The following is a 25,754-nucleotide window of genomic DNA, read 5'->3' on the forward strand; positions in this document are numbered from 1 at the left end:
CCTCTAGGTATATGGATCATTCCTTCATTAAGTGGTGGGACACTAAACAACCCTCGTCTTTAAGACGAGGGGTTCAAGAGGGGTCGATTGGAAATCGACTGTTGTCGGCATTAACCGGTTCACCCTCATGCTCTTCAATATACTGTTGAATCATCTCATCGGTTATGTTGCCTGAACTCACGGCAAGGTAACCTCGAGCCCATAAATGCCTGCCCCAAAATTGCTTTTTTAGGTGGGTAAATTCGGACAATAGGACCCGCGAGCTGATTCCTTTTAACCATTGAACGATTTTACTTATATTCTGGGTCGGTCGATACCCTATAAACATATGAACATGATCGCTCGCTACTTTGCCAGAGATCACTTCAAGTTCATGTTCATATGCAATTTGCCTGAGGATATCACGAGTGCGCACAGCAACTTCACCCTTCAGTACCTTTTTTCGATACTTGGGGATCCAAATTATGTGCACCTTCAGGTCTGTTTTTGTATGAGATCCAAGTCTGTAACGTCGCATAGCGACAATTTTAATCTTCTCTTCGCCTAAAGGCGAGGGGTTTCAACCATCCCCGACGGGGACACTAAACTGATAGAAGGCGCTATTTTTAGCAAATATTATACCTTGACGTCAACCCAGGTATCCTTTGTGAGACATAAAAAGACATTATTCATAGCCTTTCTGGCTTAAACAGGATACAGTTTCCCGGCTGTAATCACAACAGCCGCACACTGTACGGCTTATACAGGAATTACCCCGAAAAATTCACGTGCAAGGATAACCGAATGCATTTATTTGAAACTGAAAAAGGCGACAAATGGATCTGCCCCTTTTGTGTCAAAGAGCAGGAAGAGAAGATCAAGGAATACAAGTGGGAATACATTTTCGACAGTGACGATCCGGTCCTGCGGTGTTTTCTGTGCGGTAAGGGTGAGTATGATTACGAGGATTAATCCTCCCAACTCAACCCCTCTCTAAGACGATGTGGCATTCATACGCCATTCGACGACGCGGCCCTCTCGAGTTCCACCGCAATTTTTGCTGTCTCTTCAAAAAACAGATCGAGATCACCACACTCAGTCCGGTGGTTGGTGATATTCACCCTGATCGCCAGTTTTCCGCGTAAAATGGTCGTTGAAGGTGCAGCGATCCCCTTATTTTGAAGATTGATGACAATAGACCTGTTTAGTTCATCCTGATCGTTGACGGATTCCGACACGTAGCGAAAACAGACGATGTTAAGCGTTACCGGAGCGGCGAGCTCAAAAAGAGAAGAAGCTGTAATTTTTTCTGCCAGGTAAGCGGCCTGCACACAGTTTTCATTGATAGCACGACCAAGTTTTTCAACACCGTGCTCAAGAAGATGCGCCCAGACTTTAAGCGCCCTGAATCCTCGCGAAAGCTCCGGCCCGAAATCAACAGGCCATGGACTTCCCGCTGCCAAGCCTTGTCCTTCACCTGCCAGATACTCCGGTCTGCCTGAAAAGGAGCGTAGGTGCGACTCACCTGACCGGACAAGGATGCACCCTGCATCATAATTGACATGCAGCCATTTGTGAAAATCAAAAGCCAGCGAGTCCGCCTGCTCAAGCCCTGCAAGCCTTCCCTTAAGATCTTTACTCAGAACCGCAGTGGCACCGAAGGCGCCGTCCACATGCAACCAGAGATCTTCTCTTTCAGCAATCATGTTGATGGTTTGCAGGTCATCTATGGCCCCGACATTCACAGACCCTGCCGTGCCGACAATAACAAACGGGACCAGCCCTCTTGCACGGTCCCTTGTAATTGTCTCCTCCAGCTCAGCTGTATCCATGCGGAAGTTATGGTCACACTCAATTCTCCTCAACGCTGCGGCTCCCAGCCCAAGCAGATCAAAGGCCCGGCCAAGGCAGGAATGTGACTGTGAAGAGGCATAACCGACCAGTCTCCTCCCGGATAGACCTTCCTGCCTGCAGGTAAAATTGAACCGCTGATCCCGTGCTACTTTCAGGGCAATAATTGTCGCCATCGAAGTTCCTGAGACAATAAGCCCGCTTGCCCCTGCCGGAAAACCCATCATCTGACGGCACCATTCCACCACCTGCTTTTCAACATATATGGCTCCGTGATCACGACCACCCAGATTTGCATTCATGGCCGCAGCGGTCATCTCTGCAAGGATACCGCCAGGATTCCCGGCCCCGTGAACCCAACCGAAGAACCGAGGATGGGTATTCCCTACTCCGTAGGGAAGTAGGTCAGCAAGCTTTTGGCGTAACTCATCAATGCCCAATCCCTGCTTAGGTATCTCCGACTGCAAAGCCGCCTTCATCTTCTCCGGTAAAGGATTCCAGACCCTGCCGTCTCGTGCGGATTCCATTTTATCCAGAGCATCATCCAGCATTTTATGGGCCGATGAACGAAAAGCGCCCCAATCCTCAGGGTCCAGTGTGGTCTTCCCCATATCTCTTCTCTCTACGTAATAGTATCAATTACAAGGTGCTATCCCTGATGTGAAGATACAGCAGTTCAGCTATTGAAATAGTTTATCCATACAGTAAAAAAATGTCGACATTAATGATATGGCAATACATCACGGTATTTTATATATCTACACTTCTCGTGTTGAAACAGGCAAGATATTTATATCAAAGCGGCAGTTAATTTTTTGACAGCACAGTATTACAACACCGCTTCTTTCCAAGCAAAAGGGCTGTTTCTACGTCTAAATAAATTTTACATGCTATCTGTTTTGAATAGAATAGAAAAATCAATATATCTTCCATTGGATGCTTCTTTTTTATTTGACAAGGATGGGCAAGTCTGGCATAAGAAAAACTATAAATGTCGACATTACACATTTTCTAAGCCATTTTTTAGCTCTTTTACAAACACTTAAGACACATTAAATACAAAACACACAACCCACGTGAGATAATGAATAGAAAAATAGCAATCGAGACAGCAAGCGCCCCCAGCGCTGTTGGCCCTTATTCCCAGGCAATGAAAACTGACAGCCTGCTTTTCACCTCCGGCCAATTGCCGATCGACCCGGCGACAGGAAAGATGGTGGGAGGCTCTGTTGAAGACCGCGCACATCAGGTTCTCAGGAATCTTGCCGCAGTCATTGAGGCCGCTGGCGGCAAGCTTGAAGACGTTATAAAGACGACAGTATTTTTGGCAGACATCGGGGATTTCCAGAAAGTCAACACCGTCTATGCCGAATATTTTTCAACGCCATTTCCGGCACGAAGTGCTTTCCAGGTAGCCGCCCTTCCATTGGGCGCTGATATAGAAATAGAAGCCGTTGTACTCATCAAATGAACTTCACATTTACAGGATAGAAATATGAATCTAACTCAATTCCCCAGAAGAAATTACGTACAGGATGCAACACCGATAGAAGCGTTACCGGCATTCTCCAAAGCCCTCGGCGGCAAAGTGAACATTTTCATCAAACGAGACGACCTGTTACCTGGTTGTGCCGGTGGAAACAAAACCAGGAAACTGGATTTCTGTATCGCAGACGCCATTGAAAACGGTGCTGACACGATAATTACCTGTGGTGCCGTGCAATCGAACCATTGCCGCCTTACCCTCTCATGGGCAGTCAAGGAGGCTATGGATTGCCACCTCATCCTGGAAGAACGTGTACCCGGCAGCTACAAGGAAGACGGCTCCGGCAACAACTTCCTTTTCCAGCTGATGGGTGTTAAAAGCACATCCGTCGTCCCTGGCGGTTCCGACATGCTAGGCGAAATGGAAAAACTCGCAGATAAATTGAAAGGTGATGGCAAGAAGCCGTATATCATCCCTGGTGGTGCCTCCAACGCTATCGGAGCCACCGGCTATGTCGCCTGCGCCAAGGAAATCCAGCAACAGATGTTCTGCAAAAACCTGCACATCGATCACATGGTCGTTCCGAGCGGCAGTGCAGGAACCCACGCGGGTATCGTAGTCGGCATGTACGGCACCAATGCAGGCATTCCTGTTTCCGGCATCAATGTCAGCAGAAAAAAAGATATACAGGAAGAAATTGTACACAAACTCGCTATGGAAACTGCCGAGCGCCTTGGAATGCGGGAAGAGATACCGGCAGACCAGGTGACGTGCTTTGACGGCTATGTCGGACCGGGCTATTCCCTCCCCACCGACAGCATGACGGAAGCCGTTAAGCTGCTCGCTCAAACCGAGTCCATCCTACTTGATCCCGTTTATTCCGGAAAGGCAATGGCCGGACTCATCGACCTAGTACGCAAGGACCATTTCAAGGAGGGCGCCAATGTACTGTTCCTCCATACCGGTGGCTCACCGGCACTCTATGCGTACCTTGATACTTTCAGGTAATCCGCGATACACTGTTACAGTAGAGAAGCACCTTGATAAATCAGTTTTTTCAAGGTGCTCGATAGTCCTCTTTCTGTAGCAATGTGTCAAACAACGATATGTGTATCTTTATTTTACACACAAGATCAGACAGCATACTTGGGATGCTGGAAGATCGTCCAAACCTTCAGGAGGAGTCAATGAAAAGTTTCAAAACCGTATTAACCGCACTGGTACTCTGCATGTGCCTGGGAATGTCCTCTGCTTTTGCAGGACCGATCGTCATCAAACTGGCCCACCCGAACGTGCCGCAGCATCCGATGGGGATGGCCTTCATCAAATTCAAGGAACTCATGGAAGAGCGCAGTAACGGCGCTTTTCGTGTCGACATTTTTGACAGTTCCAAGTTCGGCAACTTTGACAGTGTAGTGCAGGGTCTTCAGCTCAACATGCTCCAGATGGGTTCTGCTTCAACTCCGAACCTTTCCCCATTCTCCAATGAATTCCTCATCTTTGACTTGCCGTTTCTCTTTCCCGATTACCCATCGACTGATAAAATCACCGATGGTCCCATAGGGATGAATGCTACAAAAGCTCTGGAAAGCAGTGGCATTATCGGACTTGGCTACATTGAAATTGGCTTTCGTAACCTCTGGAACAATAACAGAGCAGTGGCAACTCTTGAGGACGCAAAGGGGTTAAAGATTCGTTCAACACCCTCCAAAGCGCATATCGCGACCCTCAAAAGTCTTGGCATAAACCCAACTCCAATTTCATGGGGTGAAGTCTATACCGCGATGCAACAAAAAACTGTTGACGGAATCGACATTGATCTCAACCTTGCATGGCACAACAACTTCCCCGAGGTCAACAACCACGTAACCATCGTTAACAGCCTGTTCAGCCCGCACCTGGTAATGATTTCAAAGCGCTTCCTCGATAGCCTTTCACCAGAGCATAAAGAACTTGTTCTCACCACCTTCGACGAAATCAAGCTCTACGAGCGTAAGCTCATTCGTGATGGCGAGAAAGAAATCATGGCGAAACTCGCCGACAAAGGTGTAACGGTTACCGTTCTCTCCCCTGAAGAACGAAAGCGCTGGGCAGCTGCAACAGCTGGAGTCTACGCCCAATTTGAAGACAAAATTGGCAAAGACCTGATCGAAAAAGCCAAGGCGACCATTGCAGGTGAATAAGCGTATCTAATATACCGGGTGGTTCTACACCACCCGGTATTACGAGACAATGGAGAGTTCCACCATGAAAAGTACGCCGAAATCCATGATACCCAGTGTGGAGATGATTATTGCATCTGTTTCACTGGTAGTAATGACAGGCATAACCGCGGTTCAAGTTTTTAACAGATACGTTCTCCAAAGTTCTCTCGACTGGTCCGAAGAGCTTGCCCGCTATCTCTTTATCTGGTCTGTTTATGTTGGTTGCAGCTATGCAACCCAGATGGACAGGCACCTTGAAGTGACCATTCTACGAACTGTCTTTAAAGGCAAATTTGCTCGACCCATAACCATTCTTGCTTCATTCTTCACCCTTGCATTCTGCATATTCGCCACTGTTCTCGGGGTAAAATTCATCATATTCCTTGCAGGAACCGGGCAGAAAACTCCGGCTCTGGAAATTAGCGCCTACTGGGTCTACCTCTGCATGCCGGTTGGGCTTGGTTTTATGGGGCTTCGAACACTTGAGAGACTGTACTGGTTAATAACGGGGAAAATCAATCCTGCCGAAATAGAGATTAATTAAGGAGTAGTTGACAATGGACTTAGCCATCATATTGACCTTTGTTGCCTTGGCAACATTTCTCCTGCTAAGCGTCCCCATAGGTATCGCCATTGGTTTAAGCGTTGTTGTAGGAATGACTTTCAGCGACATGCTGCCATACGAATTTCTTATCCAGAAAATGATCACATCCCTGGATGTTTTCCCCCTCATGGCCGTTCCGTTTTTTATTATGGCCGGTGAAATCATGCAAAAAGGGAGTATGGCCCAAAGGCTTCTTTCTGTTTCCAGGGCTCTGGTCGGCCACTTAACTGGCGGTATGGCCCATATTTCTGTTCTGACCAGTTTATTTTATGGTTCCCTCTCAGGTTCTGCCCCGGCCACAGTGGCGGCAGTTGGCGGTATTATGATTCCCGCCATGGAAAAGGAGAAATATTCCAAATCGTTTTCCACCGCCGTGAACACCGCTGCGGGATGCCTTGGAGTTATAATTCCACCGAGTGTCCCTCTTATCATTTACGGCACCACTGCCGGAGTTTCAGTTGGTGATCTTTTCATCGCCGGAATAATTCCTGGCCTTTTCATTGGTTTTTGCCTGATGGTATGCAGTTATATCCTGGCGAAAAGATATGGCTTTACCGGTACAGGAAAAAGAGCCCCGATAAAAGAGATTGCCATCACTTTCCGGGATGCACTCCCTGCTCTCATGGTGCCAATTATCGTCCTTGGTGGAATCTATGGCGGGCTGACCACACCGACAGAAGCCGGGGTTATTGCTGTCGTCTATTCACTTATTGTCGAAGGTCTTTTTTTACGCACCCTCAGCTGGCAAAAAGTAATAGATGTTTTTAGAGGAACCGCGCTGACAACTTCGTCTATTTTTCTCGTGGTTGCCACAGCCACAGCTCTCGGCCAGATCCTGCTGTTCTACAATCTCCCGAACATGCTCGTAGAAATCCTCGTCAGCATCTCTGACAATAAATATATTTTACTGCCGATAATCCTTATTTTCCTGCTCATCATGGGAACATTTATGGATGCGCTGGCAAACATCCTGATCCTAACCCCACTGCTTCTGCCGGTAGTCAAGGTGCTCGGTGTAGACCCGATCCATTTCGGTATTGTCATGATTGTCTGTTCATCAATGGGCTTTTTAACGCCGCCGGTCGGGGTCAACCTATTCGTCGGCTGCAGTATCGCCAACATCTCCATCGAAAAACTCAGTGTGGCGGTCATGCCGTTTTTGCTGACCATGATCCTGGCGCTCCTGGCACTGACATTTATTCCGCAGATAGCACTTTGGTTACCGGGCCTGTAGTAGAAAAGAGCGTTATAACTCAAGTCTAAGATTAGACAACAAATAAGGAGCGAGCTATGAATGTTACCAAGAGCACCAAGGACCAAGGAATTCTCGGTATTACCGGGCACGCAGGTGCCGGTCACGTACATAGCCACTCCGGTTTTGTTCAGGATGATACAGCAGGTTTTGCAGTAATTGCCTGCCTTCTTCGTCGTGCCTTCCCGGTCTGCACAACGATTTCCTCCGTCGAGGCGGATATTGACACCGGGACCGTCACCGTAAAAACGCAGGATGGCGGCACCGGTACCGCAAAGGCGAGAAGGGGGATTACGCCATACGAGGCAACCCTGGCCCGCCTTATTATCGGTCTCGATGCCGTTTATAGCCAAAGTGCAGCATTCGCCGCCTTTGGCAGGATTTACGGTCAAGGATGCCTCGAACTACCGGTAGCCCTGCAAACCGCAACCTGCCTAGCTGTCATCGATACATTCGAAAAACGGTACCGGCAATCTTTTCGGTCCTGCCCGGAAGGCATGCAAGGCAAAGTTGGAAAATGTATCGGGAGTGTCATTGAGATTGACGGCATCCCTGTCTCTGTCATGGCCGTACTCAATGCCAACGAGGGTGGCCTTGGCCCGGACGAGGATCTTGAAGGCAACATAATGCTTGGCAGGAAAGCTACGTTAATGAAGGAATTGGGCCTTGACCACCTCCCAACTATCGTACTGGAGAGCAAGGCGTACGTTCCCGCCATCTGTAAAGGTCGTGACCAGAACGCTTTCTGGGTTCGCATAAACAAAGATGTGGACAACAGGATCGTATATGACTCGCTTGTACGCGGTACAGCAATGGCCAATCATCTCTGTATCGAAACAGACACTGCCTATATCCGTGAAACCGGTGAAATCGCTTCAGCCACCCGCGCCCTTGGAAACAGGATCGCCGACCTGGGTAAGGCCCTGGCCCAATCTGAAACTTCGCGGGAGAAAGTGCAGATTATCGGTGAACTTGCTTTACTGGTCAGCGAAGACGCTGGAGGTATTTCCTTCATGTCTTCAAGGCTCCACGATATAGTTGGAGGAGGCGGTCTCATGCCGGGCAGCGCAGCAGTTCTCTCCATGGCCATCTCAGAGTCTGCTATTCATATCTGGAAAATTCCGGCATTTACCGCCCAGGACTCAGACATGTACCTGGAGGTAATTGAAAATGCGGTTCCTCTCCTGGCTGAAAATATCCAGGCCGCAAATGATGAATGTGATGCAAGACGCAATTTCAATGAAAAAGACTTCGCCTTCCTTTCATGATAGGTGTGCAATAAAGAGGACCACCCCTGACTCAATTGTATCGCCGAAGCTTCATATAATTACACCTGCCAGCTCCCTGTATTGAATAATTTTCAATTTACAGGTAACAATGTATTCACTTAACCTTGACAACGGTTTCGCTCCACCGGGCTTTAGGAAGCACCCCATGCAAAACTAACCCCAATAAGGAAAACTGGTTTGGAATTGAAAAAACAGACATACACAGATCTCGTCGTCACGTATATCAAGAGATCCATACTTGACGGCACCTACAAACCAGGCACCAAAGTTAAGGAACTGGTCATAGCTAAAAAACTGTCAATAAGTCGCGCCCCGATTCGGGAAGCCCTCCAGATTCTTATAAAGGAAGGTTTAGTCGTCTGGATTCCACAAAAAGGGAAATTCATAACGGAGTTAACCCCAAAACAGATCCGTGACAGTTATTTCACCGGCGGCATACTCGAAGCCGCGGCCGTCTGCTCGGTCATCCAGAAATATACACTTCGGGACATAAAGAAACTGGAGGATATTGCAGAAAAAATGCGGCTTATATCGGAGAACAATGAGCCGATAGAAAAAATCGCCCATCTCGATGATAAGTTTCATAAAATCCTTTTTTCCCGAATGGACAACGAACTGCTCCTCGAATTCTGCACCAGATCATGCCAGGGCATATCGAAGTTCCTTCTTTTCAAGTACTGGATCCAGCTCTACTCTATTGAGGAGGTATACTGGAGACATAAAGTCATTGTTGATGCATTGAAAAAGGGTGAAGTGTACGAACTGGAAGCCTGTATAAGAAACCACTATCTGGATGCCGGAAAAAGGATGGCGGAGATCTGCGAAAGGGCGATGCAGGACACCCCGTAACTATCAGTTCAATCGCTTGTCACGGATTACCCTGCCGATCTCCGGCCAAAACCCGCAGACGGGGAAACAATAGTCCCTCTTCTCGCCCCCCTCCTTGCCCGGCATTTTCAATGGTTCACATTCACCAAAGGCTCCCCCATGCCGTACTGTCCTGGCAGTGTTATGGCAGTAGATATAACCTGCCATGATCTACTGCCATAACTTTGAATCGGGCACCGCTTTAACTAGCTCCTGTCCTAAAACTACCCTTCTGCCCAATCTCAGCGTTCCGGCAAAATTAGTTATCCTCCGAATATCGTACATATGCGTGCGGTAATTAATGAAGCCACGCCTCGATATAGAACAGAATGCTGCGTTTTTGGATGGGAACTAACTAATGCTTGATTCAGACTAAAACCACCAGATCATTCTCTTGGACGGATTCCCGAACGATTCGAATGAATCGCCCGATTCACGGAGTACATCTTCAAGTTCATCCGAACTGAAGTCGTGACCGTCTTCATTTGCTGTGGCAACAAACTCATCCATACCTTTTATGGCATCATACTTCATCCGAAGTGTTTCATTAGAACCACCGGCAATAAGAAAATCCTCTACATTTTTTTTCGACATGATATTCACCTTATCTGTTATTTCGTCCCTGTGGAACCAGTCCGTAATTTAATAACTAAAGAGCAACAGCCATGCCAGACCACACGTTCAACTAAAAAAAGCTATACAATCAATATTTTATTAGCATAGCCACTTGATAATATGTCGCAGTTGGAGTGCCTAGCGCCTTTTCACGCTCGACAATTTTGTTATCTCCCTACACTTATGTCGTGTCGGTAGCAATTTAGAACCAACTCAGGCATTGAAAAATGATCCCTGTCCATTATTGTACTAAGCACTTCAGTTTGGTGTTGTCAGATTATAAATGAGATGAAAACAGTCGTTATTTATTTGGATTCACCACAATTTCTGCTATGCTTAGCCTGAAATTAACGACCCACGGAGCTGTAATGGAATCCATACACCTGTCTTTCGAGTTACTCGCCTTTCTTTTTGGCACCGCCACTGTTGCCGCCTTTCTCGACACCCTGGCGGGAGGGGGCGGTCTTCTCTCCCTACCCGCCCTTATCTTAAGCGGCATCCCCCCTCTCTTTGCGCTCGGCACCAACAAATTGCAGGGAAGCATGGGCACCGCTACGGCGACGTTTATGATGCTGCGCAAAAGAAGGGTTCGCTGGGAGGATGTAAAAATACTTATGCTGGCCGCGTTTATCGGCTCCACACTGGGGACATGTGCGGTGCAGTTTATCGATACAGCCATGTTGACCTTTATTATCCCAGGCGTGCTGGTTGTTATCGCTGTCTACTTCCTCTTCTCACCATTACCATCGGAAACAGCAACAGAACCGAAACTTCCCCTGTCCTTATACCGAAACCTGGTTGTCCCGGTAATAGGCTGGTACGACGGCATGTTCGGACCTGGCACCGGTTCTTTTTTCGCCCTCGCCGGGGTTTCCTTGCGGGGACAGGGTTTGATTCACTCCACTGCAGTCGCCAAGACCCTTAATTTCTCAACGAATATCTCGTCATTGCTCGTTTTTCTCGTCGCCGGAAAGGTCGTCTGGACTGCAGGGATCCTCATGATGGCCGGTCAGGCGCTTGGTGCCTGGGCCGGTTCTCACTGCCTTTTCATGATCAACCCCAAATTCCTGCGCATACTGATTGTAGTGATGTGTTTAGGTATGTTGGTGAAATTCTTTTTCACCCTTTACTGAAGCACTCTGTGCCCGAGACCGCATTGCCATCATTTCAACCGCGTCAGACGTGCCAGCCGGGAACGAGGTAAGCACCTGATAAAACGACTCCTGGACATTCACAAAACCATCAACAAGCATCGGGTCCAGCATGGTACCACTGCAACTGATGATATAATCCACGGCCCTCCGGTGCACGTCTCTGCCTGGCTCTTGCCCTGAGCCGACAGTTCTTTCTTCATAATAGTCGGCAAGCGCCATGATCCTTGCTGCCAAAGGTATTTCCCGGCCTGCCAATCCATAGGGATAACCCTTGCTGTCCCATCTTTCATGGTGGAAATAGGCAATATGCTTGGCCATAGGCAGAAAGCCACCGCCTCCACCTTCTGCTGCCATCTCTTTAATCACATCTCCACCGATCAGGGTATGCCTCCTGATATAATCCTTCTCATACTCTTCCAACGGTGCATCCCCTGCCATGTATTCGTCGGGTATTGCAACCTTGCCAATATCATGAAGGATGGATGCATGATATATGTCCTCGATGTAATTGGAGGTCATCACTTCACCCAACTCCTCATATCCGGATAATTCCATGGCAAGAAGCTTGCAATACTCCCGAATACGCTCCAGATGATTGGCCGGCGTCAGGTCCTTAAACTCAGAAAGTTTTGCCAGCACCAGAATTGCAGACACCTCTGTCTTTTTCTTTATCTCAAGGGATTCTTTCAGCTTTTCCTCCATCTCCTTCCGTATCGTAAGGTCCCTTATAATCAACAGTATCCCCACCACCTCATCCCGGCGCTCCAGGAGACTTCCGTTAATTTCCACATCCAGAAGTGTCCCGCTTTTATTGTAGAGGGAAAAACGACCAGCAGAGACCGGTATGCCGCGGCTACTGATTGCCAGGAAAATCTCCTTAAGTCCTTTGTGCTCCTCTTCTGGCGAGATATCAAAAAAGGACGCACCTGCCAGGTTCCTGCCTGCACAAAACTGTTCATTAAAGGCAATGTTGGACTGAACAATCAACCCACCAGGATTAACAACCACAACCCCATCAGCTATCTGGTCAAACAATAAGCGGTATCTCTCCTCCATTATCTCTTGTTCCATTGACCGTTTTTCCACTTCCAGCTCAAGGCCCTTTACTCGCTGTGAGAGTTCATCCGCCTCGCTTCGCTCTTCCTCCCGCAGCCGGTATTCACTTCTCCGCGCAGCGGTATCAGCCCAACTCTGGGTGGCAATGATGAGCACAAAACAAATAATGAAAAATAGATTACTGAACAACTCGACTGAATAAAGAGGAGAAGATGGCAGCCCAAGCCGTATGGTACTAAAGTAGCAGACAATCAGAATCAGGCCACAAACAAGGGTCTGTATCATGGTCAGGGGTGCCAGCGTCACATACAAGGTTACAGATATAATCAAGCCGACATAATAGGGAGAGCTGGTACCGCCCATCCTGAAGATCATGACCATTATGACTACCATAACAACCAGGTAGCCGCAAAAACCTATTACAAAGGAATAGTTACTTTTAATGTCGTGGTAATTTGCTGCATAAAGGGCAATACCAAACAAGGCAGCCCCAAGCCGGTAGATGAAAAACTCACTGAACAACTCAGGGACTATGAGGTAATCGAGAAAGGCAAACAAGAGCATAAGCAAACCACCGCCAAGAACGATATAGTTCACCCTGCGATGGTGTAATGCCCTCACTTCCTGCTGATAGCTTTCCATGGTGTTTACGGTGGAGTTCTCTTTGATTCCTGAAGCAGGAACTGCATCCTGCATTCCTTGAACTCTGCTTCCCTGCGAACAAAAGCATCGACAATATTCGGGTCAAACTGTCCCGCGCTCTCCTTTGTTATCAACCCCCGTGCCTCATCATGACTATATGCAGCTTTGTAAACGCGGGTTGACGTCAAGGCATCGTACACATCGGCCAATGATACAATTCTTGCTGCCAGCGGAATAGCTGTTCCGACAAGTCCGTCCGGATAGCCATTTCCATCCCACCGCTCATGGTGATGACACGCTATATCCCTGGCAAGAAGAAGGAAGGTCACCTCGTTGTCATTATCTTCGGCACCTGCCAGGATGTCACTGCCGTAACGGCAATGAGCCTTCATGATATCGAATTCTTCCCTGGTAAGCCGCCCCGGTTTGAGCAAAATTGAGTCCGGGATGCCTACTTTGCCAATATCGTGAAGTACTGACGAGCGAAAGATATCCTCGACAAATTGCTCATCAATCTCGCGTTCATAACCGGGCTGACTTGCAAGATCTTCAACAACCAGGCGCGTATAGTCGCGAATCCTGTTGAGGTGGGCTCCGGTATCGTCATCCCGGCATTCCGCAAGCTTGGCAAGTCCGAAGATGGCAGCCTGTCTGGAAGTATCAAGCAGTCTTTCCGAATCAAGAAGCATCCTTTCCACTTGTTTTGTCGATGATATATCCCGGATCACAAACTGGTAAAAAAAACCGCTCTCCAAAGCAACCCGGCTGGCACTCAGCTCTGCCTCAATTATTTTCTCTGAAATGTTTTTTAGCTGCAGTTGTACCCCTCGAACCTGTCCCCCCTCATGCAGATCGGCTATGACATTCGCAATAAATTCTCTTCCCCCTTGTTTTACCCTTATGAAATCAGCCAGAAAACTACCCTGAAGCTCTGCCGGTTCAAGTCCCAGAAGGACAACACTGTGACTATTTATCTTCTTTATCCGTCCACGAGTATCGATAAGCACCACAAGATCGAGAATACTGTCGTAAAGATCCCGGTACTTCAAATCAGACTCTTCAAGCTCTTCAAGTCTCTGCTGAACCAACCCCTCCAAATCCCCCCGGTAGTCCGTTAATTTTGCCCTGATACCCTGCAAATTCCTCGTCGTACCAAGAGACTTGAGCAGCGTCTGCAAATCGTCATAACTCTGCACGGCCGTCACTCCCACCAGGGCCAGGAAAAAAAACGAATTGTTCATCATGGCTACAAGATGGGCCCTTTCAACATCAGCCGTACCGACCAGAACGGTCAACACATAGATGAGGTACATAGATCCGCCAACAGCCAGGACCTGTGTCACGCGCAACGGAAGTACCGAGAGTGCCCCTGCGATCATAAGTAGAATACCTACATAGTACCCGGAATAGAACCCGCCCAATTGCACCGTCATCAGAGAAATTGTAAAACCACCGAGAGCCATGGCGGTATAGATGAAATGCGGCGCATATTGTTTAAAAGAGGGAATTGCCAGTAGATTAATAAAACAGACAAGAGTCACTACATAGGCCGACCGGAACATCAGGAAAAGCCGAAAATTTTCTTTGCAACAGACCGCGTCAAGAAAGGAGAAAAGTGAAAAGAACACCACCGCAAGCCAAAGGCAGATCAACGTCCTCTGGTAAAACAGGTTCCGAATTTCATCCGCAAACTCCCGGGTCCTTGCGAGCTGTGCAATGGGCATTGTTTCACTCTTTGACGGCCACGGCAAACAGGTTAACTCCCGCCTTTTCAGAAATCACCTTGATATCCAAGCCAAAATGAGTCGGCTCAAACAGCTCCTTGAGTTCATCCTCCGTCCGGTAGATTAATTCCCACTTAAGTAATTTATCGAGGAAGAGAGAGTCGGGATAGGGGGTAAAATTACCGAGCAGCAAGGTCCCCCCCGGCTTCAGGTGCTTATAGCATTGATTCACAAGTGCCCTGAAGAGTCTGGTATCCAGATAATCGCAAAGCCCGGCCGAATAGATGACATCCATCTCCCCCAGTTGATGGGAGACCCTTCCAAGGGACCACTTTATAACATTTTCACTCATCAGCCGGATGGATGCCCTGTGAGGGAAAATATTGACATACTGGTTGGTGTACTGCAATGCTTCCGCATCGATATCTACGCAAAGCGCCTCCACAGACTCGCTGTGATCACACTCTCCTAAAAAATCAAACAGTTCCCTGTTGGGGCCACAGGCAAGGTTCATGATTCGGGTTTCAGCACCCCTTGCGTGGAGCTCATCACTAATCAGTGAAAGTTGTGTTTTTAGCAATTCACGCCTGCCATGGATGGCCAGGGAGCCAGGACGTTGCAGACAAAAGATATCGATAAGCTCTCCCAGCCGCCCCTCCCCTTTCGGTTCGTTGGCATAGATATGCTCCATCATCAGGAAATCACCGGCATACCCCTTGGGCTTAAAATATGCTCTTTCTGCAAACCGGCTCCGCATGAGATACGGGTACAGCTCCTTGAAAACATACCCCCACATGACTTCTTCGTAGCCGGTTCCGCTCATGGCCTTCTGAAAGTCAACAAGAGAACTGTTCAGCTCGACGACAACCTCTATGCAGCGGCTTTCAAGTTTTTCGTCGGTAACCCCTCCCGCTTCATTTTTTTGTAACTGATGTGAAAGATCAAATAACTCAGCCTTAAAACCCTCCAGCAAGCTGCTGATATGATGAAAACCTTCGGAATGCAACAGGGATGGCGGCAGAGGCTTCGACTCACTATAGCTCCCGGAACGTCGGGTTGACAGTGAGTCTGCATAGCTGCTCACCGGTTCACGTTCGCCAGCAATACGCCGGAACTTACGACAAATCTTACAGGTTATAAAAACCACAAAGTCCATGTAGAGATCGGGGTTTTCAGAGCGCATAGCAGACATTGTAGCATCGTTGAAAATGCCAACTTCAACCTCTCCGTTCGCCTGTATATCCCTCACCCGTGTTTCACCATCGAAAAAACCGATCTCACCAAAGAACTCCCCTTCACCGATAAGCGCAACGGTAATTCTGGTATCATTCTGGTCCATGTAACTCACTTCGACAGTACCGTGCAGTACATAATAAAAAGCCAGGGGGTCCTCTGAGGGAGAAAGGATTCTGTCACCTGCAGCAAAAGAGCAGGGATTACTGTACGGAATGGCTTGATCCAATAACTGCTGTTGTGCTTCACTTTTTAACTGTAAAAAACCTTCTGTCATGGCACTCACCAATAAGGACGTCAAATTGATAAAAAAAGTAGGGCAGCAGATTTTCACGATTGGCCAGGAGAGCCGACTTGCTCTATGTGAAGTGCAACTTCTATTCAGTGCTCTAAACGACCTTCTTTTTCACGAAACAGATGATACCTACCAGCTAAAGACCGCACCAACATTTACGGCGTGGGCTCCACCATCCTCAAACCTGCCTTCGATCCCCGGTAGCCCGGCAACAGGCTCCCCGGTTACTGTTTTAGAAGTCGTATAATAGAACATGTAAGAGACACCTATTTTGACTCGATCCGAAACTGCATAACGGACTCCGGCTGAATACATATAGCCGTCGGAGTCGGGTAATTCAAAACCAAGGGTCTCTTCCCTAACCGGAGTTTCATCTATGGCAAAACCAAAAGTTGCCTGCCACACGGCATTGATCTCCCAGGTAAGTCCGAAACGAAAGGCATCACTGTCACTCCAGTCCTTTACAAGAGGGCGGTCAAAGGCGTCAAACGGTGTTCCGAGAAAGGATTGATCGTATTGAAAATCAAACGATTCAACAGCGGACCAAAACGTACGATTCCAGGTAATTTCGAATGTCAGGTTCTCCCAGGCATACGACGTGGCCAGGCTGAAGACCGCCGGTAAAGGTACATCAAGGTAGCCAGGCCCGGAATAACCCATTACTGTTGTCCCGTCTACCGCAGCATTCAAAACAGCATCACCCTCCAATCCCAGATCCACTTCGGAACGATATGTTGCGCTGAGCCGCCAGGGCGGTGACGGTGAATAGGTCGCCGCCAGGTTGTATCCCAAGCAAAAATCATCCCCTTCAAGCTCACGGCTCAGGCCGGGCACACCGTTTACGACCTCTCCCTCGCTGTAAATCAGTCGCCCCCCCCCTCCAACACTGAACAGGGGAGACACGGCATACGAAAAAGAAGGATTTGCCTCTATCACATCAAGTGAAAACTTCCGGGCTGTTGCTGCGGGGTAGGGTTGAGACCATTGCTTTGCCAGGCCATAGGGATAGGTAAGAGAGAACCCGAACCGTACCCTGCTATACTTTTTTGAGACCAGGTGTAACTGTGGCAGATAAAACATCTCTGAATCGGAACTGCCATCCATCATGGCCGTACGATTATCTGTATAGCTGATAGAGGGCAGATGGAGCATGGTCAGACTTGTCTCCATCTGCCATAACTCATCAAGAAAGCTCATATTAGCCGGATTATAATATGATGCCTCAGGTCCCGGGGTATTGGCCACCGTGGCCCCTGCAATACCGACGGCCCGCAACGACTGATTTGGAATCTGGTAGCCCGCTGCCCTGCCATGAGACGGAAACACCAAGGAGAGAAAAAACACTGAAAAAAGAATTTTCACATCAACATTTTGATCAAATCTATCCATAACAGCGATCCCTTCGTTAAGGTTTGCAGTTTCAACAGATTTTTCAAATAACAGCTATATAATCAGGTTATCAATTTTATTATGCGTCAGGAATTATGAATTAACAAGAAGATAGTATTCTGTATACTCTAACTATTTTGGTCTGAATTTGAAAAAACCGGAGATCATCCGGGATGGCTGGCTGAAGACAACTATAAATATTTCTTATTGACTGCATCATCATGATTGGTATCCTAATAAACATAACCCTTAAATAGTTTCTTCTATTCGCGGTCAGATATGGCACAGACAGATGCAGCTCAAACGACACGACGCCTCGGTGTCCTGATTGGTGGTTCCGGCCTGGTTGGCGGTACAATTGTCAACTATTTTAAATCCCGTACAACTGCCCCCATCGATATTCTGGCACCTAGCAGCAAAAAGCTCTCCATCCGTGAACCAGCCGATATCAAGAGCTACCTGACAACAGTCAAACCGGATTTCATTATTAATACGGCTATTGCCAATATCGATTCAGACAGCCAGATGTCCTATGAAATAAACTATTCCGGGCCGATCAACCTGGCCATGACGGCCGCCGAGCTGAACATTCCATACATCCACCTCAGTTCTGCGGCAACACTGAAAACCGGTCAAAACATCGATGAGACCCAAACCCGGGAATTCAGTCACAAAATGAGCAACTACGCAAAAACCAAGCTCATGACGGAAAAAACCCTGGAATATCTCCACAAAAAGGCGGGACTGGACTACAGCTGTATTCGACTGTCCGTGGTCTATGGCAACCATGACCACAAGATTCAGGGCTTTCATAGAATGCTATTCTCCATCGCCGACGAATCTATGCCCTTTCTATTCACCTCAAAAGGGGTACACCATTCCTACTCCAATTGTCGTAAACTGCCCTATTTTATTCATCATATGATCGACAACCGGCAAGAGTTCTCAGGACAGACCTACAATTTTGCCGATCGGTTACATGTCAACCTTCCTGACCTCATCCTGACGATCAAATCGTACCTTCAGCTCCGTCGGCCCTATGAGATTTACGTCCCGTACCAGATGGCCAACATTGGGAAACGTTGTACCTCTGCCCTGCTTCGCGTCATGCGCAACTTCGGATTGAAAGCAAACCTGCCCCCGGAGCTCATTTTTATACGGAACTTTTATACCACCCAGACCCTGAACACCGATAAACTACAGGGATCAAGTTTCGAAGATCCGATGCCGAATGAAACAGTCTATACCCGCATGCCTGATATGGTTATCTATTACCTCACCCGCTGGAGTCAGCAGAACCTGATAACCACCTATGACGAAGAAATCCGCTCTGACGGTACTTTCGAACAAGACTTCAAGCATCGTCCGGAAATCTTGTTGGAACAGATGCATAAATCAATCTCAGCAGGAACAAGCAATACCGAAATCAAGTAATTTCCATCCTGAACCTCCGAGTTCTGTTTAAAATAGAGGCGCAACACTGAGATTGGAAAGAAGGGTAATTTTATGACGGTTACTAAAAAAGTGCGAGGAGCAGCACAGTCATTAATCCAGCCATAATGCCATAGAGCAGAAAAGGAATAGCGTTCATCCGCAAGATAGTCCCCTCCCTGCCATACAGTCCCACAACTGCACAAACGGCCACAATATTATGAATACAGACCATATTGCCCATTGCTCCACCCACCACCTGGGAGGCAACGATGATATCCCGCTTGAAACCCAAAACCTCAGCCACTCCCCATTGAAATTCAGCCAGCAGCAGGTTTGAGACTGTATTCGAACCTGTTATAAAGGAACCGATACCGCCGATAAACGCTGCTACCATCGGCCACCCCCTGCCGACCAGATCTGCCACGGCCCCAGCCATCGCCAATGGCATAGAAGGATAACTATTGGGATTGAGAACCTTATCCTCAATGCCTGTACCGCGGAAAATGGAAACGATTGAAACGGCAAACACGAGCGCGACAGCCGGTTTTATCATACTGTGCATGGATTTTCGCCAGGCAGCGGCAGCAGTTTTCAATGACATCCTGTGCAGTGGAATAGTAAGCAAGGCAACCAGGGTGAATGGAATGACCCCTGGCAGATAGAGATAGGGTATATCAGCGTTCACACCTGAAAACCCAAGGATATCCTCAAACCTCAGCTTTTGAGCTGCCAGAATTCCCTTCAGGCCCAGTACGGGTAACCGTGTCAAGACCAGCAAAATTCCTATAAGACCATACGGCAACCAAGCCCGGAACTGACTCATTGTTGCCTGTGGCCGTGCTGCATCAGCAGGGGATATCGTTCCTGTCCAATCACTCTCCCACTTCTCACGCCGTCCGAATGAAAACTGCTCAGCAGGCCGGGCTATGCCTTTTCTGGCAGCCCAGGTCGTCACGGCCAAACCGATGAGGGCGCCGATAAGGGAAGGAAACTCGGGACCAAATAAAAATGCCAGCAGCAGATATGGCGCAAGGAAGGAGAGAGACGCCAAAAGTGAAAACTTCCACACCGCAAACCCCTCACGCCAGGATCGACCTGGCCCGAAATAACGGGTCAGGAATCCGCACATAAAAATTGGCAAAACGAAGCCAATTGGCGTGTGAATAATAGCCACCCATTGGCCTATCAGGGCATTAAAGCCATCTACCGACGAGAACCCGAGTTCAGACTGGCCGGATGCCACCGCCTGGAGAACAAGATCTTTAAGGTATTTCAACCCCATAATAATTGGCGTTCCTACTGCCGCATACGGAACCGGAATGGTATTCATCACCAGACAGACAAGAGCAGCGGCAAGAGGGGGAAAACCAAGTAAAAGCAGGAGCGGTGCCGCAAGAGCGGCCGGTGTACCGAATCCCGCCGCCCCTTCGATAAACGCCCCGAATAAAAAGGCAATTATAATAAGCTGGATTCGCGGATCCGGACTTATCGAACGAAACCCGGTCTGGATTGTCTCCATGCCTCCACTCGCGGTCAGGGTATGCAACAGCAGGATTGCCCCAAAGACGATTATCAGTAAATTTACAGCAACAACTGTTCCCTGTAAACTCAGGGCAACGATATACAATGGGGACGTCTGCCAGACAAACAGGGCCGCCAATACAGCAGTTCCCCAGGCCATGGGCATCGCCACGGTAGCTGGTTTTCTCAAAACAACCATCAGGACCAGGGCGGTGATGATAGGCAGACAGGCAATACAAGCTAAAATGGATAAAGACATTATTGTCCTCTTTTCTTCACCCCGCTCGTTGTGATCTCTTTTCAGGAACAACCAGCGAGTAGTTAATAGATTTCCTTAACAACTACTTACGCTACTCATCATACCAGCAAAACAGCACTATTGACAACTGGTATGATGAGTAGTATGTGTGATTTTAATGTAACTCTAATAATCACTGGTATTTTCAGTAAACCAGAGAGTATTATTCAATAAAGAGTTCAGGTTACTTTATCAGGAAAATAGGGATTTCTGCACCTTCCAGCCGTAATCCAGCAATTTTTCACAGATGGAAGCCGCAACAAAAAGGAGGAACATATGAGTCAACAAAAACGAACCGCACCCGAGTTAGACTGGCATATCCTATTCCTCGGACGCATCTACTCATTCACAGGCTGGCTCGGCCTGGTAGGTGGCGGCTTTCTCCTTCTCTCCCTTGTAAATACCCAACCCCAGACAACACAGGTGCAGACGCAGGTCTTCGGTATGCATCCTTCGCTCTCGGCTTTTTTACTTACTTGCTGGTCCATGCTGTTGTTAGGATTTTCCAAGGACATCCGGGGACAACAACGCTGGACAACAGGAATCGCAGGCTGGTTAATCGGCGCATTCCACCTGATATCGGTCCCCATCGGCACAGCGATAGGGACCTACACTCTCTGGATACTGGCGCGACAACAGTACCTGGCACGGAACAGCTAAACTGACTTGAGCCAGTCACCTCATAGCGTAAAGAGCGCCGGCTCTTTACGCTCCTTGCAGTTTTCATGCAACCAGACGACCTTTTCCATTATAGGCGGGGCGGTGAGGCTCACCGCTTCTTCCGGGCAACCCTTTATACAAGCACAACAAAGGATACAGAGATCAGCCGACATTATGATCTGGCCGGAGAGGGAAATTGCCCCGGCAGGACAGGTTGAGATGCAGGTTTCGCAGAGGGTGCATTTCTCCTCGTCCACTTGCACAGTGAACGGCAGGTTCATCATCCCTTCCTTATAAGGTTTATCACCGGGAACATCCAGATGCCCACGTCCTTTTTCCGCCAGGCCCTTTACATTGTCGCGAATCTGTTGGGCAAATTTCCGGGCAATCTTCAAATCATCCTCATCCGGCCGTCCCGCTGCAATCGGCAATTCACCGGTCGAAAAGGAGTGTTCTCCGATAAAGGCACATCCGGCAACAACCCTAAAACCATGCTCTAGAGCCATGTTCCTGAGTTCAAGCAGTGCATCCTCATACTCGCGATTGCCGTAGACAACTGTAACCACCATACTGGCCCCGTTGCCTTGAAGTCCTTCCAACCTTTCTACAGCCAGGGCGGGAACCCTGCCAGCATAAACCGGCACACCCACAAACACCAGGTCCCCTGTAGACAAGTCCTGGGGCAAGGTATACTCTGGATAGGTCAAATCAAAGCAAGGAGCTTTGGAGCCGAAATATTCACGGCTCATCTCCGTCACTACCGTTTTTGTAGTTCCGGTAGGTGAAAAATACAAGGTCTGCACGCGATCTATCTTCATATCACAACCTCACTGTTGAATGACGTTTTGTTTCTCCTATCACATATGTTGCCCAATACATATACCATGAACATAACCTCGAAAAACAATTATAAAGCAAGGGCTCGTCATGAAGGGACAATACGTTGAGACAGGTAGCGCCTCCAATCACAATCCCCGTAATTATAGAATTTACCACTTTTATTTTCTCACTTCATCAGGACAAGCGCTATGACGCGATGAAGTTATATATGTTTTCAGACATTTATTATCCCAGGTTATAGAAAAATGACGTAGGAAATGATCTAATGATAAAATGATGCTGAAACCATCTAAAATAAAAACATCTGCACTGAAAAAATGGATCCAACCAGCAATAATAAAACCGATTCAGCACCACAATCAATATACAACCACCTCTCACTTAAGGCCAAACGGGTATTCTATGTCCTGCCTATTGTCATGCTTGGCCTGCTCACACTGAGTTTCACCGCTTATAAATACATCAATGATGTCATTGAACAGCAACTGGCTGACAGCATGCTGCACTCCGTTGGCAAAAGTGCTGAAAGCATTAACAGGTGGCTATCGACCATCATGATAGAACCTGAAACCATTGCAACCACAACTGCTGCGACACAAATCACACCACCACTCATTTCCAGGACCACCGGTATTCCAACCATTTACATAGTTTCACCGATCCTTGACGAAACCAACAGGCCGCAGGGACTGGTCGGGGCCGGAATCTCTCTTCAATATATTCAAAAAATTGTCCAATAACTCAAAGCCGGCGAGACAGGCTTTGGATTCATCATAGGGAAGGATGGTACGTATATTTACCACCCCGAACCGGACTTCGTTATGCGTAAAAAAATAAGGGATATCGATTCTGCATCACAGGTCGATCTCGGCAAATTGATGACGGCAGGTGGCTCCGGCATGTTTCGCTATAACCAGTATGGTGAGAAGCTTGTTGCATTCTATCATGAGATCCCGATAACCAGTTGGGCCGTGGCATCTGTGCTCAACGAAAACGAGCTCTTTGCTCCCGCAATAAGGATGATGCGGGTTCTGTCGACTCTTACTGTACTCGTCATTGTGGTGATCGGAACAGCGATACTGCTGATCATGCGTCACCTCACCCAACCCATTACACACACTCTCTGTCAGGGCAAAAGAGATCGCCGCAGGTAACCTTGATGGTACAGCACTCGAGGTTACATCCCATGATGAAATCGGGACCCTATCCAAGGCCTTCAACACCATGGTCCACAATCTCAAGTTGACCCTGTCAGGCCTGAAGGAAAGTGAGCTGAACTATCGAAGTATCTTTGAAAATGCCATTGAGGGTATGCTGCAAACCTCCTATGACGGGAAAATCCTGAACGCCAATCCCGCCATGGCCAAAATACTTGGATATGATAATGTTGAAGCATTAATAAAAACCAATACTCATGTCCAGAAAATATACGCTGATGCTGCAGATCGGGAAACGGTTCTCTCGCGCTTACGGGAGTCCGGATCGATCCATGATTTTGAACTACGGCCTATACCAAAAACAATGAGAGAATCTGGCTTTCCTTAAGCGCTTTTCTGGTGCGTGATGCCAAAGGTAACCCGTTAAGAATTGAGAGCATGATTGCAGATATCAGCGACCGCAAACGTGGTGAGCGGGAACGGGAAGAACTGTTCGACAGGCTTGCCCAATCACAAAAACTTGAGGCTGTTGGACAGCTGGCAGGTGGAGTGGCACACGATTTTAACAATATGCTCTCGGTAATTCTTGGACAGACCGAACTCGCCTTATTGAAATCACAACCAAGCGACGAATTCCACAGGTCTTTCACGGAAATTCGACAGTATATGGTATCATCAAACAAAACGGCGGGTTTATTACATCTCCAGTAAGCCGGGTGAAGGCACAACTTTCAGAGTGTATTTCCCAAGACACAAGGAAGAGCCGGGAAAAGAGCTGCTGGAAACTCCTTTAGAGAAAGTTTCTATAGGTGTCAATACCGTACTACTGGTTGAAGATGAACCGCTGCTGTTGAATATTATCAGGGAAATGCTTGAAGAGATGGGTTGCGATGTCTTTGCCGTGGCATCCCCTCTTAAAGCTATTGAAGTAGCATCAGACCCCTCCTCTGCCATTGACCTCCTTCTGACAGACGTGGTAATGCCGGAAATGAACGGAAAAGAACTTGCCAACCGTATCAAAGCTCTCCGTCCTGAGACGAAATGTCTGTTCATGTCAGGATATACCGCTGATATCATCGCCCATAAAGGAGTACTTGAAGAAGGTCTGAATTGTATTAACAAACCATTTACGACCCAGAAACTGGCAATAAAAATACAGGAACTTATAGGAAGTTAATACAACACAACTGTCTTTCCTGTAAGCAGGGCCGGGGCCTGACAGCGCAGCGGCTCGCTGCCGGGTAGGGTTCCACAATCCGATCTCTAGATTCGGCAAGGCAAAGATCACAAATGACTTGCCGAATCGAAATAATTCGTTATACTGGCGCCCTTTTCAGGGAAAACGAGGGAGATATCGATGTGTCTATCGCCTTCGTCAGGATTCATTTCGGGTTCCCTCACCCCGACAACCAAAAAGGAACATAAAACAATGCTTCAACTTACCGATACGCAGGTCAAACGCGCGCTTGTTGTCCTTGCCGCTTTTCACATTTTCATAATTACTGCATCCAACTATCTGGTCCAACTGCCGTTCCAGGTTTTCGGTGTAAACACCACATGGGGCACATTCAGCTTTCCCTTTGTCTACCTGGCAACTGATCTTACCGTGCGGATCTTCGGTCCGGCCGATGCCCGAAAAATCATTTTCCGCTCCATGGTCCCGGCCCTTGTCGCATCCTACGTTATATCGGTGATTTTTTTTGAAGGTGCATTCCAGGGCACCACGGGGCTTGCTGAGCTCAACACCTTTGTATTCCGCATTGCCATTGCCAGTTTTACCGCCTATGTGCTCGGCCAGTTGGCCGATATCAAGGTTTTCTCCAGGCTGAGGAAGAACAGGAAGTGGTGGGTAGCACCGTCTGCCTCCACCGTGCTTGGCAACCTGTTGGATACCGTGGTCTTCTATTCCGTGGCCTTTTTCGCCAGCTCAGACCCGTTCATGGCCGCAAACTGGGTGGAAATTGCCACTGTGGACTACGGCTTCAAACTTTTTGTAAGCCTGCTTCTGTTCCTTCCGGCCTATGGATTATTACTGCGCTTTCTTGAAGACCGGATTCTGTTTTCCGGTACTGTAACTGCGAAAGCATAACCAACCCTTGCCAGAAACATTTTCCTTTACGGCCACACTTCCCATCCCATCATGATGGGCGATGTGGCCTGTCGCCCCTTTTTCACAAATACCACTCTGCAGTATTCCTTTAATT

General features: G+C 48.0%; 27 protein-coding genes. 17 read left to right on the forward strand and 10 right to left on the reverse strand.

Annotated features, from left to right (window positions below):
* Positions 1-73: 73 nt before the first annotated feature.
* A complete protein-coding gene (gene tnpA, locus GA520_RS21915; protein ID WP_163336264.1) occupies positions 74-517 on the reverse strand; it encodes an IS200/IS605 family transposase in 444 nt (147 codons plus the stop codon).
* Positions 518-783: 266 nt separating this feature from the next.
* On the opposite strand from tnpA, the gene GA520_RS21920 reads away from it, so the two are divergent.
* The gene (locus tag GA520_RS21920) at positions 784-951 is read left to right on the forward strand and encodes a hypothetical protein (protein WP_163340619.1); all 168 of its coding nucleotides are present in this window, start codon (positions 784-786) and stop codon (positions 949-951) included.
* A gap of 38 nt (positions 952-989) precedes the next feature.
* Here the strand turns inward: GA520_RS21920 and GA520_RS21925 are convergent, their stop codons facing one another.
* A complete protein-coding gene (locus GA520_RS21925; protein ID WP_163340621.1) occupies positions 990-2,441 on the reverse strand; it encodes a pyridoxal-dependent decarboxylase in 1,452 nt (483 codons plus the stop codon).
* A gap of 473 nt (positions 2,442-2,914) precedes the next feature.
* Between GA520_RS21925 and GA520_RS21930 the strand changes: the two genes are divergently transcribed.
* The 7 genes from GA520_RS21930 to GA520_RS21960 all read left to right on the forward strand — a co-directional run bounded on the left by GA520_RS21930 (position 2,915) and on the right by GA520_RS21960 (position 9,514).
* Entirely contained in the window at positions 2,915-3,301 is a 387-nt protein-coding gene (locus GA520_RS21930; RefSeq protein WP_163340623.1) for a RidA family protein, read from the forward strand.
* A 24-nt stretch (positions 3,302-3,325) separates the two neighbouring features.
* Positions 3,326-4,324 carry a D-cysteine desulfhydrase gene (locus GA520_RS21935; protein ID WP_163340625.1) on the forward strand — a complete coding sequence of 333 codons (999 nt, stop codon included), beginning with the start codon at positions 3,326-3,328 and terminating at the stop codon, positions 4,322-4,324.
* A 179-nt stretch (positions 4,325-4,503) separates the two neighbouring features.
* A complete protein-coding gene (locus tag GA520_RS21940) occupies positions 4,504-5,499 on the forward strand; it encodes a TRAP transporter substrate-binding protein (RefSeq protein WP_163340627.1) in 996 nt (331 codons plus the stop codon).
* A gap of 64 nt (positions 5,500-5,563) precedes the next feature.
* Positions 5,564-6,064 carry a TRAP transporter small permease gene (locus GA520_RS21945; RefSeq protein WP_163340629.1) on the forward strand — a complete coding sequence of 167 codons (501 nt, stop codon included), beginning with the start codon at positions 5,564-5,566 and terminating at the stop codon, positions 6,062-6,064.
* A gap of 13 nt (positions 6,065-6,077) precedes the next feature.
* A complete protein-coding gene (locus GA520_RS21950) occupies positions 6,078-7,358 on the forward strand; it encodes a TRAP transporter large permease (RefSeq protein WP_163340631.1) in 1,281 nt (426 codons plus the stop codon).
* A 56-nt stretch (positions 7,359-7,414) separates the two neighbouring features.
* Positions 7,415-8,644, forward strand: a complete 1,230-nt coding sequence (locus GA520_RS21955) for a hypothetical protein (protein ID WP_163340632.1) — start codon at positions 7,415-7,417, stop codon at positions 8,642-8,644.
* Between the two features lie 198 nt (positions 8,645-8,842).
* A complete protein-coding gene (locus GA520_RS21960; protein ID WP_163340634.1) occupies positions 8,843-9,514 on the forward strand; it encodes a GntR family transcriptional regulator in 672 nt (223 codons plus the stop codon).
* A 3-nt stretch (positions 9,515-9,517) separates the two neighbouring features.
* Here GA520_RS21960 and GA520_RS21965 read toward each other — a convergent pair whose 3' ends face one another.
* A complete protein-coding gene (locus GA520_RS21965; protein WP_163340636.1) occupies positions 9,518-9,700 on the reverse strand; it encodes a hypothetical protein in 183 nt (60 codons plus the stop codon).
* A 204-nt stretch (positions 9,701-9,904) separates the two neighbouring features.
* Positions 9,905-10,126, reverse strand: a complete 222-nt coding sequence (locus tag GA520_RS21970; RefSeq protein WP_163340637.1) for a Nif11-like leader peptide family natural product precursor — start codon at positions 10,124-10,126, stop codon at positions 9,905-9,907.
* 389 nt (positions 10,127-10,515) lie between these two features.
* Between GA520_RS21970 and GA520_RS21975 the strand changes: the two genes are divergently transcribed.
* Complete coding sequence (locus GA520_RS21975) at positions 10,516-11,280, forward strand: TSUP family transporter (RefSeq protein ID WP_163340639.1); 765 nt, start codon at positions 10,516-10,518, stop codon at positions 11,278-11,280.
* On the opposite strand, the gene GA520_RS21980 is transcribed toward GA520_RS21975, so the two are convergent.
* From GA520_RS21980 to GA520_RS21995, 4 genes are all read right to left on the reverse strand, one after another.
* Complete coding sequence (locus GA520_RS21980; RefSeq protein WP_163340641.1) at positions 11,242-13,053, reverse strand: HD-GYP domain-containing protein; 1,812 nt, start codon at positions 13,051-13,053, stop codon at positions 11,242-11,244. The two genes, GA520_RS21975 and GA520_RS21980, sit on opposite strands and share 39 nt — an antisense overlap.
* Complete coding sequence (locus tag GA520_RS21985; protein WP_163340643.1) at positions 13,005-14,723, reverse strand: HD domain-containing phosphohydrolase; 1,719 nt, start codon at positions 14,721-14,723, stop codon at positions 13,005-13,007. The genes GA520_RS21980 and GA520_RS21985 overlap by 49 nt, the downstream gene beginning before the upstream one ends.
* A 4-nt stretch (positions 14,724-14,727) precedes the next feature.
* Complete coding sequence (locus tag GA520_RS21990; RefSeq protein WP_163340645.1) at positions 14,728-16,233, reverse strand: cyclic nucleotide-binding domain-containing protein; 1,506 nt, start codon at positions 16,231-16,233, stop codon at positions 14,728-14,730.
* Between the two features lie 147 nt (positions 16,234-16,380).
* Positions 16,381-17,640: an OmpP1/FadL family transporter gene (locus GA520_RS21995; RefSeq protein WP_163340646.1), complete on the reverse strand. Its 1,260-nt coding sequence runs from the start codon at positions 17,638-17,640 to the stop codon at positions 16,381-16,383.
* 279 nt (positions 17,641-17,919) lie between these two features.
* Between GA520_RS21995 and GA520_RS22000 the strand changes: the two genes are divergently transcribed.
* Positions 17,920-19,074 (forward strand): NAD-dependent epimerase/dehydratase family protein, encoded by a 1,155-nt coding sequence (locus GA520_RS22000; RefSeq protein ID WP_163340648.1) that lies wholly within the window; start codon positions 17,920-17,922, stop codon positions 19,072-19,074.
* A gap of 82 nt (positions 19,075-19,156) precedes the next feature.
* Here the strand turns inward: GA520_RS22000 and GA520_RS22005 are convergent, their stop codons facing one another.
* Positions 19,157-20,854, reverse strand: a complete 1,698-nt coding sequence (locus GA520_RS22005; protein ID WP_163340650.1) for an L-lactate permease — start codon at positions 20,852-20,854, stop codon at positions 19,157-19,159.
* Positions 20,855-21,169: 315 nt separating this feature from the next.
* Between GA520_RS22005 and GA520_RS22010 the strand changes: the two genes are divergently transcribed.
* Positions 21,170-21,553 (forward strand): hypothetical protein, encoded by a 384-nt coding sequence (locus GA520_RS22010; protein WP_163340652.1) that lies wholly within the window; start codon positions 21,170-21,172, stop codon positions 21,551-21,553.
* Positions 21,554-21,573: 20 nt separating this feature from the next.
* On the opposite strand, the gene GA520_RS22015 is transcribed toward GA520_RS22010, so the two are convergent.
* A complete protein-coding gene (locus GA520_RS22015) occupies positions 21,574-22,371 on the reverse strand; it encodes an EFR1 family ferrodoxin (RefSeq protein WP_163340654.1) in 798 nt (265 codons plus the stop codon).
* A 339-nt stretch (positions 22,372-22,710) separates the two neighbouring features.
* Between GA520_RS22015 and GA520_RS22020 the strand changes: the two genes are divergently transcribed.
* From GA520_RS22020 to GA520_RS22045, 6 genes are all read left to right on the forward strand, one after another.
* Positions 22,711-23,133: a PDC sensor domain-containing protein gene (locus GA520_RS22020; protein ID WP_163340656.1), complete on the forward strand. Its 423-nt coding sequence runs from the start codon at positions 22,711-22,713 to the stop codon at positions 23,131-23,133.
* Between the two features lie 81 nt (positions 23,134-23,214).
* Complete coding sequence (locus GA520_RS22025; RefSeq protein WP_163340658.1) at positions 23,215-23,547, forward strand: hypothetical protein; 333 nt, start codon at positions 23,215-23,217, stop codon at positions 23,545-23,547.
* A gap of 70 nt (positions 23,548-23,617) precedes the next feature.
* Positions 23,618-23,938, forward strand: coding sequence for a PAS domain-containing protein (locus GA520_RS22030; RefSeq protein WP_163340660.1), 321 nt, complete (start codon positions 23,618-23,620; stop codon positions 23,936-23,938).
* A 50-nt stretch (positions 23,939-23,988) separates the two neighbouring features.
* A complete protein-coding gene (locus tag GA520_RS22035; RefSeq protein WP_163340662.1) occupies positions 23,989-24,261 on the forward strand; it encodes a hypothetical protein in 273 nt (90 codons plus the stop codon).
* A 25-nt stretch (positions 24,262-24,286) separates the two neighbouring features.
* Positions 24,287-24,727, forward strand: coding sequence for a response regulator (locus GA520_RS22040; RefSeq protein ID WP_163340664.1), 441 nt, complete (start codon positions 24,287-24,289; stop codon positions 24,725-24,727).
* A gap of 252 nt (positions 24,728-24,979) precedes the next feature.
* Positions 24,980-25,639 (forward strand): 7-cyano-7-deazaguanine/7-aminomethyl-7-deazaguanine transporter, encoded by a 660-nt coding sequence (locus GA520_RS22045; RefSeq protein WP_163340721.1) that lies wholly within the window; start codon positions 24,980-24,982, stop codon positions 25,637-25,639.
* The last annotated feature ends 115 nt before the right edge of the window (positions 25,640-25,754 follow it).

Origin of the sequence: Desulfopila sp. IMCC35008, assembly GCF_010646885.2 — a bacterium.
Lineage (GTDB): Bacteria > Desulfobacterota > Desulfobulbia > Desulfobulbales > Desulfocapsaceae > Desulfopila.